This window comes from Achromobacter maghribensis (assembly GCF_057334215.1).
Genome location: NZ_JBHFII010000054.1, coordinates 103,718 through 119,223, shown reverse-complemented (window position 1 = coordinate 119,223; position 15,506 = coordinate 103,718). Strand labels below are relative to the sequence as shown.

The following is a 15,506-nucleotide window of genomic DNA, read 5'->3' as shown; positions in this document are numbered from 1 at the left end:
CGCCCGGCCCGATCGGAGTCCCCATGATCAACAAGTTCATCGACACCCCCGAGGCCGCGGTCTCGGACATCCACGACGGCGCCACGGTGCTGATCAGCGGCTTTGGCGGCGCGGGCATGCCCACCGAACTGATCCATGCCCTGATCGACCAGGGCGCGCGCGAGCTCACGGTCGTCAGCAATAACGCCGGCAACAACGAAACCGGCCTGGCCGCCCTGATCAAGGCCGGCCGCGTGCGCAAAGTGATCTGCTCGTTTCCCAAGGCGTCGCACTCCTGGGTCTTCGACGACCTGTACCGCCGCGGCGGCATCGAACTGGAATGCGTGCCGCAAGGCACCATCGCGGAACGGCTGCGCGCGGCAGGTGCCGGCCTGGGCGGCTTTTTCACCCCCACCGCCTACGGCACCGAACTGGCCCAGGGCAAAGAGACCCGCATCATCGACGGCCGCGGCCACGTGTTCGAGACGCCGCTGCATGGCGACTTCGCGCTGGTCAAGGCCGACCAGGGCGACCGCTGGGGCAACCTGACTTATCACAAGAGCGCGCGCAATTTCGGGCCCATCATGTGCATGGCGGCCAAGACCACGATCGTGCAGGTGCGCGCCAAGGCCGAACTGGGCGACCTGCCACCCGAAGCCATCGTGACGCCGGGCATCTTCGTCGCGCGCGTCACCGAAGTGGCCAACGCCGCCTTTTCCAGCTGAAGGAACCCACATGCATCGTCCCCTGACCCGCGAGGCCATGGCGCGCCGCCTGGCCCTGGACATCCCCGACGGCAGCTACGTCAACCTGGGCATCGGCATGCCGGTGCTGGTGGCCGCCCATCTTCCGCCCGGCCGCGAGATCGTGCTGCACAGCGAAAACGGCATCCTGGGCATGGGCCCGCCGCCTGCGGAAGACGCCGTCAACCTGGACTTGATCAACGCCGGCAAGCAGCCCGTGACGCTGCTCACCGGCGGCTCGTATTTCCACCACGCGGATTCGTTCGCGATGATGCGCGGCGGCCATCTGGACATCTGCGTCATGGGCGGCATGCAGGTCGCCGCCAACGGCGATCTGGCCAACTGGTCGCTGGCCAAGCCCGGCGAAGCGCCGGCCGTCGGCGGCGCGATGGACCTGGCGGTTGGCGCGCGCAGCGTGTTCATCATGATGGAGCACAACAGCAAGAACGGCGATCCCAAGATCGTCGAACGCTGCACGTATCCGCTGACGGGCGCCGGCGTGGTCGACCGCATTTACACGGACCTGGCCGTCATTGACGTCACCCCGGACGGCCTGGTGGTTCGGGATATGATCGACGGCATGACTCTGAATGAACTGCAAGCGCGCACGGGCGCGCCGCTGCGCACAGGCTGATGACGCCCAATCTTCCTCCGCCCGGCTACGCCGCCCCGCTTGCGGCGGAAGACCATCCCGACCAGCTGCGCGGCGATCCGGACTACATGCTGACGCTTGCGCGCGGGCTGCACGTGATCCGCGCATTCGGCACGCGCCGCCATCCGCAGACCGCGGCAGAACTCAGCCGCCGCGCCGCGCTGCCGCGCGCCGTCGTGCAGCGCTGCCTGCACACGCTGATCTTGCTGGGCATCGCCGAACAGCATGGCCGGCTGTATGTGCTGACGCCCCGCATCCTGGGCCTGGGCTACGCCTACTTTTCGTCCACGCCGTTTGTCTCGCTGGCGCAACCGGTGCTGGAAGAACTAAGCGCCACCGTCAACGAAACCTGTGCACTGGCCATCATGGAAGGCCACGAGATGCTGTACCTGGCGCGTTCCGAAGTGAATCGCCTGCTTGCGACGTCGATGGGGCTGGGCAGCCGCTTGCCCGCGTATTGCACGTCGATTGGCCGCGTACTGCTGGCGCAACTGCCCGAGCCCGCGCTGGCGCGCTATTTCGCCACGGTCGACTTGCAACCCTATACGGAATTCACGCTGATCACCGAAGCGAAGCTGCGCGCCGAGCTGGTGCGCATCCGCGAGCAAGGCTACGCGGTGGTGGACCAGGAACTGGAATTGAACGTGCGTGCGATCTCGGTGCCCGTGCGGTCGGCCAGCGGCAAGGCATGCGGCGCCGTGAACGTCAGCGTCAAGGCGGCGCGGGTGCCCCTGAACCGGCTGACGGACGAGTTCCTGCCGCCCTTGCGGCAGGCTGTGGAAAGAATCGGGGAATTCCTGGTCGCGTGAATCGGATGCGCGATGGATTTTCGTGCAGCCCGGCCCGACATGATCCGCATCCGGGACGGGGCGTCAATCCCCGGCCCCTTGCGGCGGCTACAGGTCCGTCGTATCCAGCGTGAACGCCGCGGCGGCTCGGCCGATGCGGTCGTTGACCGCGTGCCATGCCTCCGTGGCGGGTGGCGCCTGCACGATGATGCGCGCGTAACCCTGCTTGTCCAGATCGCGCAGCAGGCCATACAGCGCCTGCGCATAACGCGCCGGATCGGCGGGCACGGGATGCCACTGCAAGCGCGCGTCCAGCGCCTTGGGCGCCTCGCCATACGCCACCACCACGACCTTGCCTTGCGGCAAGTTGCGGCCCAGCGCCACATCCTGCAAGCGCGCGTCCGACGCCAGCTCCAGGGGCGTTCGCGGCGCGTAGTGCGCTTTCAACGTGCCCGAGGCGCGCGGCGCGGCGGCATCCGGTGCGAACACCTGCACGCCCAGCACCGCTTCGATCTGCGCGGCGCTGATATGGCCGGGCCGCAGCAGCACGGGGCCGGCGCCGCGGTCCAGGCGCGACAGGTCCAGGATGGTGGATTCGATGCCGACTTCCGATGCGCCGCCTTCCAGCACGGGCATGCCGGCCGCGACTTCCTCGGGGAATTCATGGCGCACGTGTTCGGCGTGCGTGGGCGATACCTGACCGAACTTGTTGGCCGACGGCGCAGCCACGCCGCCCTGCCCGTTCGGCTTGCCCGCGGCGAACGCCGCCAACAGCGCCTGCGCCACCGGATGCGAGGGGCAGCGGATGCCAATGCTGTCTTGTCCGCCGCTGACCGTATCGACGATGTGGGGCGCGCGCTTCAGGATCAAGGTCAGCGGCCCGGGCCAGAACGCGTCGATCAGCAGGCGCGCCTCGGGCGGCACCTGCGCCGCCCAGTACGACACGTCGCCTTGCGGCGCGATGTGCACGATGACGGGATGGTTCGACGGCCGCCCCTTGGCTGCATAGATCTTCGCTACCGCTTGCGGGCTTTCCGCATCCGCGCCCAGGCCGTACACGGTCTCGGTGGGGAAAGCGGCCAGCTCGCCATCCAGCAGGCGTTGCGCGGCGTGGGCGATCTCCGCGGCGCTGGCGGAATCATGCGGGGGCAAGGAAGGCATTGGATCGTCGCGGCTTACTCGGGGGCGTCCATGCCCAGCGCGGCAGCCACGCGGGCGGCGTCGGCGCGAGCCTGGTCCAGGGTGGGCGCCACGATGGTGATGTGGCCCATCTTGCGGCCACGGCGGGCTTCCCGCTTGCCGTACAGGTGCAGCTTGGCGGTGGGCACCGACAACGCGGCGGCCCAATCGGGTTCGCACTGCGTCGTCGCGGTCGAAGACGCATACCAGATGTCGCCCAGGATATTCAACATGACGGCGGGCGCCAGCAGCGCGGCGCTGCCCAGCGGCAAGCCGGCCATGGCGCGCGCCTGCTGTTCGAATTGGCTCGTGATGCAGGCGTTCATCGTGTAATGACCGCTGTTGTGCGGGCGCGGCGCGATCTCGTTGACGATCAGGCTGCCGTCCTTCAAGACGAAGAACTCCACGCACAGCACGCCGTGGTAACCCAGGCCTTGGGCGATCGACTGCGCCGCCTCGGTGGCGCGGGCCTGCCGTTCGGCGTGGGCCGCGTCCAGCTGCACCGGCGCCGCGGTGGACACCGCCAGGATGCCGTCGCGGTGCACGTTGCGCGCCACCGGGAACACCACGGCGGCGCCGTCGAAACCGCGTGCGATCACGACGGAAATCTCGTAGTCCAGCGGCATCAGCGCTTCCAGCACGCAAGCCACGCCGCCGAATTCGGCGAAGGCGGCCAGCGCTTCTTCGCGCGTGTTGATGCGGGCCTGGCCCTTGCCGTCGTAGCCCAGGCGGGCGACCTTCAGGATGCCGGGGAACAAGGCATCCGGCGCCGCGCGCAGGTCGGCTTCCGCACGAATCGCGGCGTGCGGGGCAACAGGAATGCCCTGCGACGCGATGAACGTCTTTTCGGTGATGCGGTCCTGCACGATGGCCACGGCGTCGGCCGCCGGGCTCACGCGGCAGCGCGTGGCCAACGTGCGCAGGCTTTCGGCGGGGACGTTCTCGAATTCGGTGGTGACGGCCTGACAGGTCTGGGCCAGCCGGGCCAGGCCGGCTTCGTCATCGTAGGCGGCCTGGATATGCAGGTCGGCCACCATGCCGGCGGGACATTCGTCGGCCGGATCCAGCACCGCGACCTTGTAACCCAGGCTTTGCGCCGCGTGGCAGAACATGCGGCCCAGTTGGCCGCCGCCCAAGAGGCCCAGCCAGCCGCCGGGGGCAATCAGGAAAGGAGTCGATTGAGTCATACGGATCAGGCCTCGGGCGGAACCTTCATGTCGCGGGCGGCTTGCGTCTGCCGCGCGCGGAACGCCACCAGCTTCTTGTGCAGGCCGGCATCGGTGCCCGCCAGCGTGGCGATCACATGCAGCGCCGCATTGGCCGCGCCCGCCTCGCCGATGGCGAAGGTGGCCACCGGCACGCCCTTGGGCATCTGCACGATGGACAGCAGCGAGTCTTCGCCACGCAGGTACTTGGACGGCACCGGCACGCCGAACACCGGCACTTCGGTCAACGCCGCCATCATGCCCGGCAAGTGGGCCGCGCCGCCCGCGCCGGCGATGATGCCGCGCAAGCCGCGGCCATGCGCGGCCGCGCCGTATTCGGCCATGTCCTGCGGCATGCGGTGCGCGGAAATCACGCGCGCCTCGCAGGCCACGCCGAAGTCCTCCAACATGGTGACCGCGTGCTTCATGACCTCCCAATCACTGGAAGAACCCATAATCACGCCCACCACGGGGGTGGCCTCTGCCGCTGCGGAAGTCTTGGCTGTCATAACCGGTGTCAAAGAGGTAAGACCGCGGAACCTGCCGCGGAATGTCAAAGGGCCGCGGATTCGGTCCGCGAAACCCGGTATTTTACCCGGCGCGCGCGACAGCCTATGGCGCGGCCCTGGACGGCAGCCACAGATAGCTGTCGGGATTGTCCGGGCAAGGCCCGAAACCGCATTCCAGGGTGGTGCTGCCGACGTTGGCCAGCGTCATGATGAAAAACAGGGCCATGACGACGACGCCCAATGCCGAAACCGGTTTCTTCAGCATGCTGTCGCCCCATTTGCGGTCGGCGGACTGCATCACGACGCAGAAGATGATGATGGCGACAAAAGCGATGAACGCCCAGGTGTAGAAGTGCAGCCCCATGAACGGCGTGCCGTAGCCGGGATCGTCCGGGCCGATGTGCAGCAGCACCTGCCGGCCGGAGGCCGCCATGCCGCCCAGCGACGCCGCGATGCTCATGCCGTAGTGCATGGGAGACGGCCCCACCCGCATGTTCAGCAGGAACCCCACGCCGGCCAGGATGAACGCCACGCGCTGCAGCAGGCACAGGGGGCACGGCAGCTCGTCATAAATGAACTGCCAGGCGAACGCCATGCCCAGCACGCCGGTGATGCCCAGCAGCGCCAGGCCATTCAGCACGCGTGAGCCGCGCGCCGGGTTGCGGGAGAAGATCATCGCCCCGCCCTTACCAAGACAGCGCCAGCGGACTGGTCATGTGGTAGTGGCACCAGGCAGCGAAGATCGCCAGCGTGAGCAGCCAGAACGTCACGCACGGCCGGCGCTTTCCCAGCACCCCGAACCACACGGCGACCGATCCGGTCAGAAAGGGCAACATCATGATCATGCGGAAGACTCCTGTCGACGGCCGTCCTGCTAAGGCAGTCGACGAGTATAACGTAACAATACGAAATAATTGTTATCGATACCTTGAACCGGGCATAAAAAAACCCGCTCGGTGAGCGGGTTCTTCGGCGGGGGAAGATCAGGCGATCGATCAGGCGATCAACCGGTCCAGCGCTTCGCGGTACTTGGCGGCCGTCTTTTCCAGCACGTCCTGCGGCAGGCGCGGGGCGGGCGGGGTCTTGTCCCAGGTCTGGGTTTCCAGCCAATCGCGCACGAATTGCTTGTCGAACGACGGCGGGCTGATACCGACACGGTAGCCGTCGGCCGGCCAGAAGCGCGACGAATCCGGCGTCAGCACTTCGTCCATCAAGTGCAGCGTGCCGTTGTCGTCCAAGCCAAATTCGAATTTGGTGTCGGCGATGATGATGCCCTTGGTCGCGGCGAACTTGGCGGCTTCGGCATACAGCTTGAGCGTGACGTCGCGGATGCGCTCCGCCAACTCCTGGCCCACTTCCTTGACCACGTGCGCAAAGTCCACGTTTTCGTCGTGCATGCCGAATTCGGCCTTGGCGGCGGGCGTGAAGATGGGTTCGGGCAATTGGCTGGCCTGCTGCAGGCCGGCGGGCAGCTTGATGCCGCAAATGGCGCCGGTGGACTGGTAGTCTTTCCAGCCGGATCCGATCAGGTAGCCGCGGGCGACCGCTTCCACGAGAATCGGCTTCAGGCGCTTGACCACGACGGCGCGGCCGCGCACCTGATCGACTTCGTCCGGGGCCACCACGTCTTCGGGCTTCACGCCCGTGGAGTGGTTCGGCAAGATATGGGCCAGCTTCTGCAACCAGAATTCGGTCAGCTCGGTCAGCACCTGTCCCTTGCCGGGAATGGGATCGTCAAGAATCACGTCGAAGGCGGAGATACGATCCGACGCGACGATCAGCAACTTGTCGTCGCCCACCGCGTACATATCGCGCACCTTACCGCGGCCCAGCAGCGGCAAGGACTTGATGCTGGATTGATGCAAAGCAGAAGTCACGGGAATGGCCTATGGCAAAAATGAAGATTCCCGCCTCGGGCAAGCGCCAGGGCGGGAAGTAGAACGAAATCGGAAAACTGCGCGGGGACGCCGCATGACGCGCGAGCCCGGGAAAGCGCATAGATTACTGCAAATATGTCCGCCTTGCCGGGCGGCGGGGGCCGGGTTAGGCTCTGATTCCCAACACACTATTCGCACCGGCCGCCCCTGGGCGTCACGGCGCAGCCCTTACGTTCGGAGACAAAGTCGTATGCAGGATGCTTCCCTCAAACGCCCGCCCGCCGCCGACGCGCAGGTGCACCTGACTGGCGGTTGCCAATGCGGCGCCGTCCGTTACGCCGTCACCGACGAGCCCATCAGCGCCGCCACCTGTCATTGCCGGGACTGCCAGTATTCCAGCGGCGGCGCCCCGGCCCATGCGCTGATCTTCCCAGCCGGTTCCGTCACGATGCTGCGCGGCCAGGCCAAGGAACACCGCTACAAGGGCGATTCGGGCCACACCGTCATGCGCAGCTTCTGCGCCGCCTGTGGCACGCCGCTGTTCGGCGGCTCCGAGGGGATGGGCTATGAAGTGGTGCGGGCGGGATCGCTGGACGATCCGGAGGCCTTCCACGCCAAGGCCAGCCTGTGGACCAGCTCGGCGCCGTCCTGGCATCACGTAGACCGCAGCATCCCGCACTTTCCCCAAAACGGCCCCGCCGCCTAGGCATTCACCGTCGCTCGGGAATAGACGCGAAAAAGAAAGGGGGGGGGGGGCGCGGAAGATTTACTGCACCACTTGCGAGAGCTTGCCCGACGCGTATTGCGCGGCGATATCGCTCAAGGGCAGCGCGCGGATCTTGCTGGCGTTGCCGGCCGTGCCGAATTCCGTGTAGCGAGCCACACAGATTGCCTTGGCGGCGGCGCGGGCGGGCTTCAGGTATTCGCGCGGGTCGAACTTTTCCGGATTCTCGGCGAAGAAGCGGCGGATCGCGCCGGTCATGGCCAGACGGATATCGGTGTCGATATTGATCTTGCGCACGCCGTACTTGATGGCTTCCTGGATTTCCTCGACCGGCACGCCGTAGGTTTCCTTCATGTTGCCGCCGAATTCACGGATCTCGGCCAGCAGTTCCTGCGGCACGCTGGAGCTGCCGTGCATCACCAGGTGGGTGTTCGGCAGGCGGGCGTGGATTTCCTTGATGCGGGCGATCGACAGGATGTCGCCGGTGGGCTTGCGCGTGAACTTGTAGGCGCCGTGGCTGGTGCCGATGGCGATGGCCAGCGCGTCCAGTTGCGTGCGGCGCACGAAGTCGGCGGCTTGTTCCGGGTCGGTCAGCAACTGATCCATGGTCAGCTTGCCGTCGGCGCCGTGGCCGTCTTCCTTGTCGCCTTCCATGGTTTCCAGCGAACCCAGGCAGCCGAGCTCGCCTTCAACCGTCACGCCCAGCTTGTGGGCGATGTCCACGACCTTCTTGGTGACGTCGACGTTGTAGTCGTAGTCAGCGATGGTCTTGCCGTCTTCTTTCAGCGAGCCGTCCATCATCACGCTGGAGAAGCCCAGGTCGATAGCGCCTTGGCAGACCTTCGGCGACTGGCCGTGGTCCTGGTGCATCACGACGGGGATGTGCGGATAGGATTCCACCGCGGCCTGGATCAGATGCTTCAGGAAACCTTCGCCCGCATATTTGCGCGCGCCGGCCGAGGCTTGCATGATCACCGGGCTGTCGGTCTCCGCAGCGGCTTCCATGATGGCCTGGACCTGTTCCAGGTTATTGACGTTGAACGCCGGAATGCCGTAGCCGTGCTCGGCGGCATGGTCGAGCAACTGGCGCATGGAGACTAGGGCCATGAGTGGTCCTCCTAAGACTGTCTATTGAAAGATGGTTGAAGTCCTGCTGAATAGAGTGATTTTACGGGGGAATCGCGGAAAGGTCTTGCAACCGGCCGTATCCGGTCCATTCAGGGGATGGCAGACCGGCGCGCGGCGTGGCGGGATCCCCCGGAAGAAGGAGGGGGCACGCGGGGCGACCCGGCCGCCCCGCTCTGCCGCCGCGCCGGGCAGGGCGTCAGACGCGTTGGGGAACGGCGATCCGGCCAGCCCAGGGCTGGGCCATTTCCAATTGGGCGGACAGGGCCAGCACCACGTCTTCGCGACCGTAGCGGCCCGCCACCTGCACGCCGACCGGCAGGCCGGCCTCGGTCCAGACCAGCGGCAGGCTGGCCGCGGGCTGGCCCGAGGCATTGAACGCCGCCGAGAACGTGCCGTAGGCCGAGACCTTCCGGCGGAAATCCAGGAACGACCCCCGCGCCGTGGACAGTTCGCCCAGCTTCAGCGGCAATTGGGTCAGGGACGGCGACAGGATGGCATCGCTGCCTTCCAGGTAACTGTCCAGGATCCGGCCAATGGCATGGAAACGGTTCACGCTGCCGATGTACTGCGCCGCCGGCAGCGTCTTGCCATAGTCGTAGCCTTGGCGCAGTACCGGCTCCAGGTCGTCGTCGCCCAAGGCCTGGCCGGTCAGGCCCAGCCGCGTGTCTACCGACAGCACGATATTGCCGGCCAGCACATTGGCGTGGGCCAGGACGAACGCGTCGTACTCGATGTCCGGCGGCGTGCCGTCCACGACCTCGTGGCCCAGTTCGCGGCACAACGCGGCGGCGCGCTCCACGGCGGCGACGCACTCCGGCGCCACGGGCACGCCGTTGAACGCGCTGCGCCACACGATGATGCGCATCTTGCGCGGCGGCTTGGCCAGCAGTTTCAGATAGGACGCGGGGGCGGCCGGCGCCGCATAAGGCGCGCCGGGCTCCGGCGCGCCGATGGCGTCCAGCGCGGCGGCCGTGTCGCGCACGGATCGCGACAGCACGCCGTCGGTCGCCAGCCCGCCCCAGCCTTCTCCGCGGAACGGCCCCATGGGCACGCGGCCACGCGAGACCTTCAGGCCGAACACCCCGCAGGACGCCGCCGGAATCCGGATGGAACCGCCGCCGTCGCTGCCATGCGCCAGCGGCACGATGCCCGCCGCCACGGCCGCGGCGGCGCCCCCGCTGGATCCGCCCGATGAACGCGTGGGATCCCAGGGGTTGCGGGTGGGACCGCCGTTGCGCGCGGCCTCGGTGGTGGGCGCCATGCAGAATTCAGGCACGGTGGTGCGCGCGAACGGAACCAGGCCGGCGGCTTCGAAGCGGTCGGCCAGGGTGGCGTTGCGCGGGTAGCGCGTGTCGTTCAACAGCCGCGAGCCCAGGCTGGACGGAAAGCGCGTATGCGCCAGCCCGGAATCCTTCAATAGAAAGGGGACCGCGCCGAACACGCCCCGGGGTTGCCAATCGCGCGCCACGTCCAGCGATTCGTCGTAGCGCTCGTAGCACAGCGCATTCATGGCCGGCGCGCGCTCCCGCGCCAGCTTGATGGCGCAGGCCATCAGGATTTCGGGGCTGACTTCGCGCCGCGCCAGCAGGTCGGCCAGCGCCAGCCCGTCCAGCGCCTGATACTCGGTGTCACGCATACTGCTTACTCCAGGTTGAGGGGTCCGACAGCGCCTCCGGACCGGGCTTGTTCCAGGCCTTGCCCGGCACCGAATCGATCAGGCGGCGCGTGTATTCATGTTGGGGGTGATAGAAAATCGTGGCCGCGCGGTCCAGTTCCACCAATTGCCCTTGCCGCATCACGGCGATGCGGTCGCAGATCTGGGCCGCGACGCGCAGGTCATGGGTGATGAACAGCACGGACAGGTCGAACTGCCCGCTGACGGTCTTGAGCAGATCCAGCACCTGGGCCTGGATCGACACGTCCAGCGCCGACACCGCTTCGTCGGCCACCAGCAGCCGGGGCTTCAACGCCAGGGCGCGCGCAATGCCGACGCGCTGGCGCTGCCCGCCCGAGAACTGATGCGGATAGCGGTCGCCGGCATCGCCGCCCAAGCCTACGAGTTCCAGCAATTCGCGCGCTTCACGCAGCGCCGTCTGGCGGTTTTCTCCGAAGGCGATCGGCCCTTGCGCCACGGCCTCGACCACGCGGTGACGCGGGTTCAGCGACGCGTATGGGTCCTGGAACACCATCTGGATCTGACGGCGGAAGGGCCGGAAATCACGCTGGCTCATGCCCACCAGCTCGCGCCCTTCCATGCGCACGCTGCCGCTATCGGGCGAGATCAGGCCGATCAGCGTGCGGCCCAGCGTGGACTTGCCGGACCCGGATTCGCCGACCAGTCCCAGCGTCTCGCCCTGCCGTATCTCCAGCGAGATGTCGCGCAGCGCGTCGACCCGGCGCCCGCCCGTGGCAAACGTCTTGCATAGCTTGTCCACGACCATCAGCGCCGGCGCCGCGCCGCCTGCTTCCTTGCCCTCGGGCTTGTGCGGCACCGCGGCGATCAACTGGCGCGTGTAGGGATGTTGCGGCCGGTTCAGGATGTCTTCGGCGGCGCCCGCCTCGACCACCGAGCCCTTGCGCATCACGATAATGCGGTCGGCAATATCGGCCACCACGCCGAAATCATGGGTAATGAAAATGACGCCGATGCCCATGCGCCGCTGGATGTCCTTGATGAGGTCCAGTATCTGCGCCTGGGTCGTGACGTCGAGCGCCGTCGTGGGTTCGTCGGCGATCAGCACGTCGGGCTCCAGCGCCAGCGCCATCGCGATCACGACGCGCTGCCGCTGCCCGCCGGACAGCTGGAACGGGTAAGCGTCATACATGGCTTGCGGATCGGGCAACAGCACCTGGGCAAAGAGCGCCAGCACGCGTTGCTTGCGCGCCGCGGCATTCAGGCTGGTGTGGCGTTCCAGCACTTCGTCCACCTGCCTGCCCACGCGCATGATGGGGTTCAGGGCCGTCATCGGTTCCTGGAACACCATGCCAAAGGACTTGCCGCGCAAGCCGTACCAGTCGGTGGCGGACAGCCCCACCAGGTCGCGCCCGCCGTACAGGATCTGCCCCTGCGTCACGCTCAGTTGGCCGGCCGGCAGCAAGCCCATGATGGCATGCGCCGTGACCGATTTTCCAGACCCCGATTCGCCCACCACGCACAGGATCTCGTTGCGGTTGACGGTGTAGGACACGCCTTGCACCACGGTCGGCCCGCCATGGGCCGCCGTCACGCCAAGGTCTTTGATTTCCAGCAGCGCGCTCATCAGGTCGTCCTCCTGCGGGCCAATTTGGGATTCAGGGCGTCGTTGAGCGCCTCGCCGATCAGGTTCAGCGACAGCACCGTCAGCAGGATGGCCACGCCGGGGAACACGCTCATCCACCAGGCGTCGCGCAACACGCTGCGGGACGCGCCGATGATGTAGCCCCACGTCATGGCGTTGGGGTCGCCCAGGCCCAGGAAGCTAAGCGCCGATTCCAGCAGGATCGAGCTGGCGATCATCAGCGAGCCCGACACGATCACGGGCGACAGGCTGTTGGGCAGGATCTGCGTCAGGATGATGCGCAGGTTGGATTGCCCGGCCAGCATGGCGGCCTGAACGAATTCGCGGTTCTTCAGGCTCATGAACTCGGCCCGCACCAGGCGCGCCAATGGCGGCCAGGACACGACCGCGATGGCGAAAATCACGGTGGCCATGTTGGGCGTCAGGATGGCGACCAGCACCACCGCCAGGAAAAAACTGGGGATGGTCTGGAATAGTTCGATGAAGCCCACGATGGCCTGATCGACCCGGCCGCCGTAAAAGCCCGCCAGCGCGCCGACCGTGATGCCCACCAGGATGGACACCGCGGTGGACACGGCGGCCAGCACCAGCGTGACGCGCGAACCATAGGCGATGCCGGTGGCGATGTCGCGGCCCAGCGTGTCGGTGCCCAGCAAGGCGCCGTCGGACAGGGGCGGCATGAAGGGGCCGTTGATGATGTCCCATGGGCTGTCCGGAAAGATCCAGCTGGCCGTGATGGCCATCAGCGTCACCAGCCCCAGCACGATCAAGCCCATGAGGCCGCCCTTGTTGCGGCAGAACGATTGCATGAACGCTTTCATTTGAGTTCGATCCTGGGATCCGCCACCGTGTACAGAATGTCGGTGACGAGGTTGACCACGACCACGATCAGCGAGGCCATGAAGAACACGCCCAGCAGCACGCTGTAGTCGCGCTGGATCAGCGCGTCGAACGCCAGCCGCCCGATTCCTGGCCACGCGAATACCGTCTCGACCAGCAACGACCCGCCGATCAGGCCGCCCGCCTGGATACCGGCGTAAGTGATCACCGGCAGCAGCGCATTGCGCAGCACGTGGCGCACGATCACCGTGCGTTCGGACAACCCTTTGGCACGCGCGGTCTTCACGAAGTCCAGCTGGCTGATTTCCAGGATGGACGCCCGCGTCAGCCGGGCGTAGACGGCCATGTAGAACATGCCCAGCGTCAGCGCAGGCAGCAGCAGGTGCTTGGCCACGTCGGCCACGCGGGCCAGCCCCGTCAGGTTGGCGCCCACGCTTTCATAGCCGAACGCGGGCAGCCATTCCAGGTTCACCGAGAACAGCAGCACCAGCATCAGCCCCACCCAGAACAGCGGCGTGGCGTAGGCCAGCATGGACAGCGTAGTGATGACGGTGTCGCCCCATTTCCCGACCCGCAGCGCGGCCTGCGTGCCCAGGCTGACGCCCGCCAGCAGCGCGAACGCGAACGCCGACAGGGTCAGCAACAGCGTCGCCGGCAGATGCTGCAGGATCAGGCTGGAGACCGGCGCCTGTTGCCGGTAGGAATAGCCCAGGTCGAACACCGCCACGTTCTTCAGGTATTGCCCCAGCTGCACCGCGATCGGCTTGTCCAGCCCGAACTCCTGGCGCAGCTTGGCGATGAATTCGGCGTCAACCGCGCCGGACTGGCCGGCCAGTATCTCCGCCGGGTCTCCTGGCGCCGCACGCACCAGGAAGAAGTTGAAGAGCGCGATCATCAGCAGAACCAGGACGCTCTTGACCACCCGGTTCGCCAGGAATTTGGCGATCTTCTTCATTCTTTGGACAGCCAGGTGTCGCTTTGCGTATCCACCACGCCCAGCGCCGTCGTCACCGCGTCATGCACGCGCTTGTTCAGCAATGTCGTGTAGTTGGTGTCGGCCAACCACAGCACCGGCACGTCCTCCACCAGGATGCGCTGCGCTTCGCTGTACAGCTTCTGGCGCTCGTCGTCGGAGGCGGCCGTGGCCGCGGCGTTGAACAATTCATCGACCTTGGGGTTGTTGTACTGCGAGGTGTTGCTGAACATCAGCCCCTTCTTGATGTTGCTGCCCAGATAGGTGCGCGACACGCCGATGGCGGGGTCGCCGTACTGGAACACGCCGTTGGCGCCCATGTCGAAATCCCAGTTGCCCACGCGGCTGGTCCAACCGCCCACGTCCGTGCTTTCGATGGTGACGGCCACGCCGATCTTGGCCAGGTTCTGCTTGATGTATTCGGCGGTGCGGCGCGGCATTTCGCCATACGGCAAAGGGATCAGGCCGACCGTGGCGCGCACGCCTTTGGCGTCCGGCTTCAGGCCCATTTCGTCCAGCAGCGCGATCGCCTGCTTGGGATCGTAGGGGTACGGCTTGACGTTGGGGTCGTAGAAGCGCGTGTTGTGATGAATGGGGCCGGTGGCGACGGTGCCGGAACCGAACATGATCTTGTCCACGATGAACTGGCGGTTGATGCCGTACATCAGCGCCTGGCGGAAGCGCTTGTCGGAAAACGGCTGGCGGCCGCCATTCAGTTCGATCCACTGCATGGTGGACCAGTATTCGTATCCCTTGCGGGTCTGGTTGATCGTCGGCAGCTTGGCGACGCGCGCCACGTCGACGGGCTCGATGTCCTGCAACCAGGCCTGCAGCACCGTGCCCTGCTCCAGCGCAACCCGGCGCGAAGCGGAATCGGGAATCACGCGGTAGGTGATGCCGTCCAGGTAGGGACGGCCTTCCTTCCAGTAATGCTCGTTCTTGACCAGTTCGATGTACGAGCCGCGTTCCCAACGCTTGAACTTGAACGGGCCGGTGCCGATGGGCGCGTTGTTGTGGGGGTTCTGCCCGATCGGCGTGTCGACATCGTACAGATGCTTGGGCAGGATCACGCCGCCGCCGATATCGAACGCATACAGGAAGGCGGAATATGGCTGCTTCAACTTGAATACGACGGTCTGCGCGTCGGGCGCCGACACTTCCTGCACGTTGGCCATCAGCGTGCGGGTGCGCGGCGTATTCGCCAGCACCTTGGTGTAGGAGAACACCACGTCGTCCGACGAGAACGGCTTGCCGTCGTGCCACTGAACCTTGGGTTGCAGGTGGAAGGTGTAGGTCAGGCGGTCGGCCGACACGTCCCAGGACTTGGCCAGCCCGGGCTGCGGCTTCAGGTCGAAGGAGTAGGTCAGCAGGCTCTCGAAGATCTTGCCGGCCACCAACTGCGTGCCGGCCACCTGCTGGACCGCCACGTTCAGCGTGGGCGGCTCGGGGCTGAGGATGGCGGTCAGCACGCCACCGTACTGGGGTGTTTCGGCAGCCTGGGAAACGGAGCAGGACAGGGTCAGCAGGCTGGCGGCGGCCAGGGTGCAGCGCGCCAGGGCGCGCCGGGCGATCAGGGATTTCATGGCAGGGATTCCGTATGCAGTTGAAAGGCGGCAAAAGGGGCCCCGGCG

Annotated in this window: 16 protein-coding genes; 4 read left to right on the top strand and 12 right to left on the bottom strand. The window is 66.5% G+C overall.

Going from position 1 to position 15,506, the window contains the following annotated elements:
* The first annotated feature begins 23 nt into the window (after positions 1–23).
* Genes ACE039_RS23490 through ACE039_RS23480 form a run of 3 tightly spaced genes read left to right on the top strand, consistent with a single transcriptional unit; the run spans position 24 to position 2,183 of the window.
* A complete protein-coding gene (locus tag ACE039_RS23490; protein WP_485823488.1) occupies positions 24–704 on the top strand; it encodes a 3-oxoacid CoA-transferase subunit A in 681 nt (226 codons plus the stop codon).
* A 10-nt stretch (positions 705–714) separates the two neighbouring features.
* Positions 715–1,356, top strand: a complete 642-nt coding sequence (locus tag ACE039_RS23485; RefSeq protein ID WP_310030877.1) for a 3-oxoacid CoA-transferase subunit B — start codon at positions 715–717, stop codon at positions 1,354–1,356.
* Complete coding sequence (locus tag ACE039_RS23480) at positions 1,356–2,183, top strand: IclR family transcriptional regulator domain-containing protein (RefSeq protein ID WP_105559094.1); 828 nt, start codon at positions 1,356–1,358, stop codon at positions 2,181–2,183. The genes ACE039_RS23485 and ACE039_RS23480 overlap by 1 nt, the downstream gene beginning before the upstream one ends.
* A gap of 87 nt (positions 2,184–2,270) precedes the next feature.
* Here ACE039_RS23480 and ACE039_RS23475 read toward each other — a convergent pair whose 3' ends face one another.
* The 6 genes from ACE039_RS23475 to ACE039_RS23450 all read right to left on the bottom strand — a co-directional run bounded on the left by ACE039_RS23475 (position 2,271) and on the right by ACE039_RS23450 (position 6,932).
* Positions 2,271–3,323, bottom strand: a complete 1,053-nt coding sequence (locus ACE039_RS23475; RefSeq protein WP_485823464.1) for an L-threonylcarbamoyladenylate synthase — start codon at positions 3,321–3,323, stop codon at positions 2,271–2,273.
* A 14-nt stretch (positions 3,324–3,337) separates the two neighbouring features.
* Positions 3,338–4,528, bottom strand: coding sequence for a 5-(carboxyamino)imidazole ribonucleotide synthase (locus ACE039_RS23470; protein ID WP_485823463.1), 1,191 nt, complete (start codon positions 4,526–4,528; stop codon positions 3,338–3,340).
* 5 nt (positions 4,529–4,533) lie between these two features.
* Positions 4,534–5,055 carry a 5-(carboxyamino)imidazole ribonucleotide mutase gene (purE, locus tag ACE039_RS23465; RefSeq protein WP_313463973.1) on the bottom strand — a complete coding sequence of 174 codons (522 nt, stop codon included), beginning with the start codon at positions 5,053–5,055 and terminating at the stop codon, positions 4,534–4,536.
* Between the two features lie 103 nt (positions 5,056–5,158).
* Positions 5,159–5,731: a disulfide bond formation protein B gene (locus tag ACE039_RS23460; RefSeq protein ID WP_485823462.1), complete on the bottom strand. Its 573-nt coding sequence runs from the start codon at positions 5,729–5,731 to the stop codon at positions 5,159–5,161.
* A gap of 10 nt (positions 5,732–5,741) precedes the next feature.
* Positions 5,742–5,900 (bottom strand): DUF5993 family protein, encoded by a 159-nt coding sequence (locus tag ACE039_RS23455; protein ID WP_169272715.1) that lies wholly within the window; start codon positions 5,898–5,900, stop codon positions 5,742–5,744.
* A gap of 150 nt (positions 5,901–6,050) precedes the next feature.
* Positions 6,051–6,932 (bottom strand): phosphoribosylaminoimidazolesuccinocarboxamide synthase, encoded by an 882-nt coding sequence (locus ACE039_RS23450; protein WP_006222795.1) that lies wholly within the window; start codon positions 6,930–6,932, stop codon positions 6,051–6,053.
* 250 nt (positions 6,933–7,182) lie between these two features.
* On the opposite strand from ACE039_RS23450, the gene ACE039_RS23445 reads away from it, so the two are divergent.
* Positions 7,183–7,638, top strand: coding sequence for a GFA family protein (locus ACE039_RS23445; RefSeq protein ID WP_448713251.1), 456 nt, complete (start codon positions 7,183–7,185; stop codon positions 7,636–7,638).
* A gap of 60 nt (positions 7,639–7,698) precedes the next feature.
* Here ACE039_RS23445 and fba read toward each other — a convergent pair whose 3' ends face one another.
* The 6 genes from fba to ACE039_RS23415 form a co-directional block, all read right to left on the bottom strand.
* Positions 7,699–8,763 (bottom strand): class II fructose-bisphosphate aldolase, encoded by a 1,065-nt coding sequence (gene fba, locus ACE039_RS23440; protein ID WP_105559099.1) that lies wholly within the window; start codon positions 8,761–8,763, stop codon positions 7,699–7,701.
* A 217-nt stretch (positions 8,764–8,980) separates the two neighbouring features.
* Positions 8,981–10,420 carry an amidase gene (locus ACE039_RS23435; RefSeq protein WP_485823461.1) on the bottom strand — a complete coding sequence of 480 codons (1,440 nt, stop codon included), beginning with the start codon at positions 10,418–10,420 and terminating at the stop codon, positions 8,981–8,983.
* Positions 10,413–12,044, bottom strand: a complete 1,632-nt coding sequence (locus ACE039_RS23430) for an ABC transporter ATP-binding protein (RefSeq protein WP_448713253.1) — start codon at positions 12,042–12,044, stop codon at positions 10,413–10,415. Before ACE039_RS23430 ends, ACE039_RS23435 begins: the two co-directional genes overlap by 8 nt.
* Positions 12,044–12,883, bottom strand: a complete 840-nt coding sequence (locus tag ACE039_RS23425) for an ABC transporter permease (protein ID WP_313464744.1) — start codon at positions 12,881–12,883, stop codon at positions 12,044–12,046. Before ACE039_RS23425 ends, ACE039_RS23430 begins: the two co-directional genes overlap by 1 nt.
* Positions 12,880–13,857, bottom strand: coding sequence for an ABC transporter permease (locus tag ACE039_RS23420; protein WP_313464745.1), 978 nt, complete (start codon positions 13,855–13,857; stop codon positions 12,880–12,882). The genes ACE039_RS23425 and ACE039_RS23420 overlap by 4 nt, the downstream gene beginning before the upstream one ends.
* Positions 13,854–15,458 carry an ABC transporter substrate-binding protein gene (locus ACE039_RS23415; RefSeq protein WP_448713254.1) on the bottom strand — a complete coding sequence of 535 codons (1,605 nt, stop codon included), beginning with the start codon at positions 15,456–15,458 and terminating at the stop codon, positions 13,854–13,856. The genes ACE039_RS23420 and ACE039_RS23415 overlap by 4 nt, the downstream gene beginning before the upstream one ends.
* Between the last annotated feature and the right edge of the window lie 48 nt (positions 15,459–15,506).

Bases quoted from the DNA above. Each gene is read 5' to 3' on its own strand.
- ACE039_RS23480 (WP_105559094.1), top strand. From the start codon at position 1,356: ATGACGCCCAATCTTCCTCCGCCCGGCTACGCCGCCCCGCTTGCGGCG.
- ACE039_RS23460 (WP_485823462.1), bottom strand. From the start codon at position 5,731: ATGATCTTCTCCCGCAACCCGGCGCGCGGCTCACGCGTGCTGAATGGC.
- ACE039_RS23455 (WP_169272715.1), bottom strand. From the start codon at position 5,900: ATGATCATGATGTTGCCCTTTCTGACCGGATCGGTCGCCGTGTGGTTC.
- ACE039_RS23415 (WP_448713254.1), bottom strand. From the start codon at position 15,458: ATGAAATCCCTGATCGCCCGGCGCGCCCTGGCGCGCTGCACCCTGGCC.
- ACE039_RS23445 (WP_448713251.1), top strand. From the start codon at position 7,183: ATGCAGGATGCTTCCCTCAAACGCCCGCCCGCCGCCGACGCGCAGGTG.
- ACE039_RS23430 (WP_448713253.1), bottom strand. From the start codon at position 12,044: ATGAGCGCGCTGCTGGAAATCAAAGACCTTGGCGTGACGGCGGCCCAT.
- ACE039_RS23435 (WP_485823461.1), bottom strand. From the start codon at position 10,420: ATGCGTGACACCGAGTATCAGGCGCTGGACGGGCTGGCGCTGGCCGAC.
- ACE039_RS23470 (WP_485823463.1), bottom strand. From the start codon at position 4,528: ATGACTCAATCGACTCCTTTCCTGATTGCCCCCGGCGGCTGGCTGGGC.
- purE (WP_313463973.1), bottom strand. From the start codon at position 5,055: ATGACAGCCAAGACTTCCGCAGCGGCAGAGGCCACCCCCGTGGTGGGC.
- ACE039_RS23490 (WP_485823488.1), top strand. From the start codon at position 24: ATGATCAACAAGTTCATCGACACCCCCGAGGCCGCGGTCTCGGACATC.
- fba (WP_105559099.1), bottom strand. From the start codon at position 8,763: ATGGCCCTAGTCTCCATGCGCCAGTTGCTCGACCATGCCGCCGAGCAC.
- ACE039_RS23425 (WP_313464744.1), bottom strand. From the start codon at position 12,883: ATGAAAGCGTTCATGCAATCGTTCTGCCGCAACAAGGGCGGCCTCATG.
- ACE039_RS23475 (WP_485823464.1), bottom strand. From the start codon at position 3,323: ATGCCTTCCTTGCCCCCGCATGATTCCGCCAGCGCCGCGGAGATCGCC.
- ACE039_RS23485 (WP_310030877.1), top strand. From the start codon at position 715: ATGCATCGTCCCCTGACCCGCGAGGCCATGGCGCGCCGCCTGGCCCTG.
- ACE039_RS23420 (WP_313464745.1), bottom strand. From the start codon at position 13,857: ATGAAGAAGATCGCCAAATTCCTGGCGAACCGGGTGGTCAAGAGCGTC.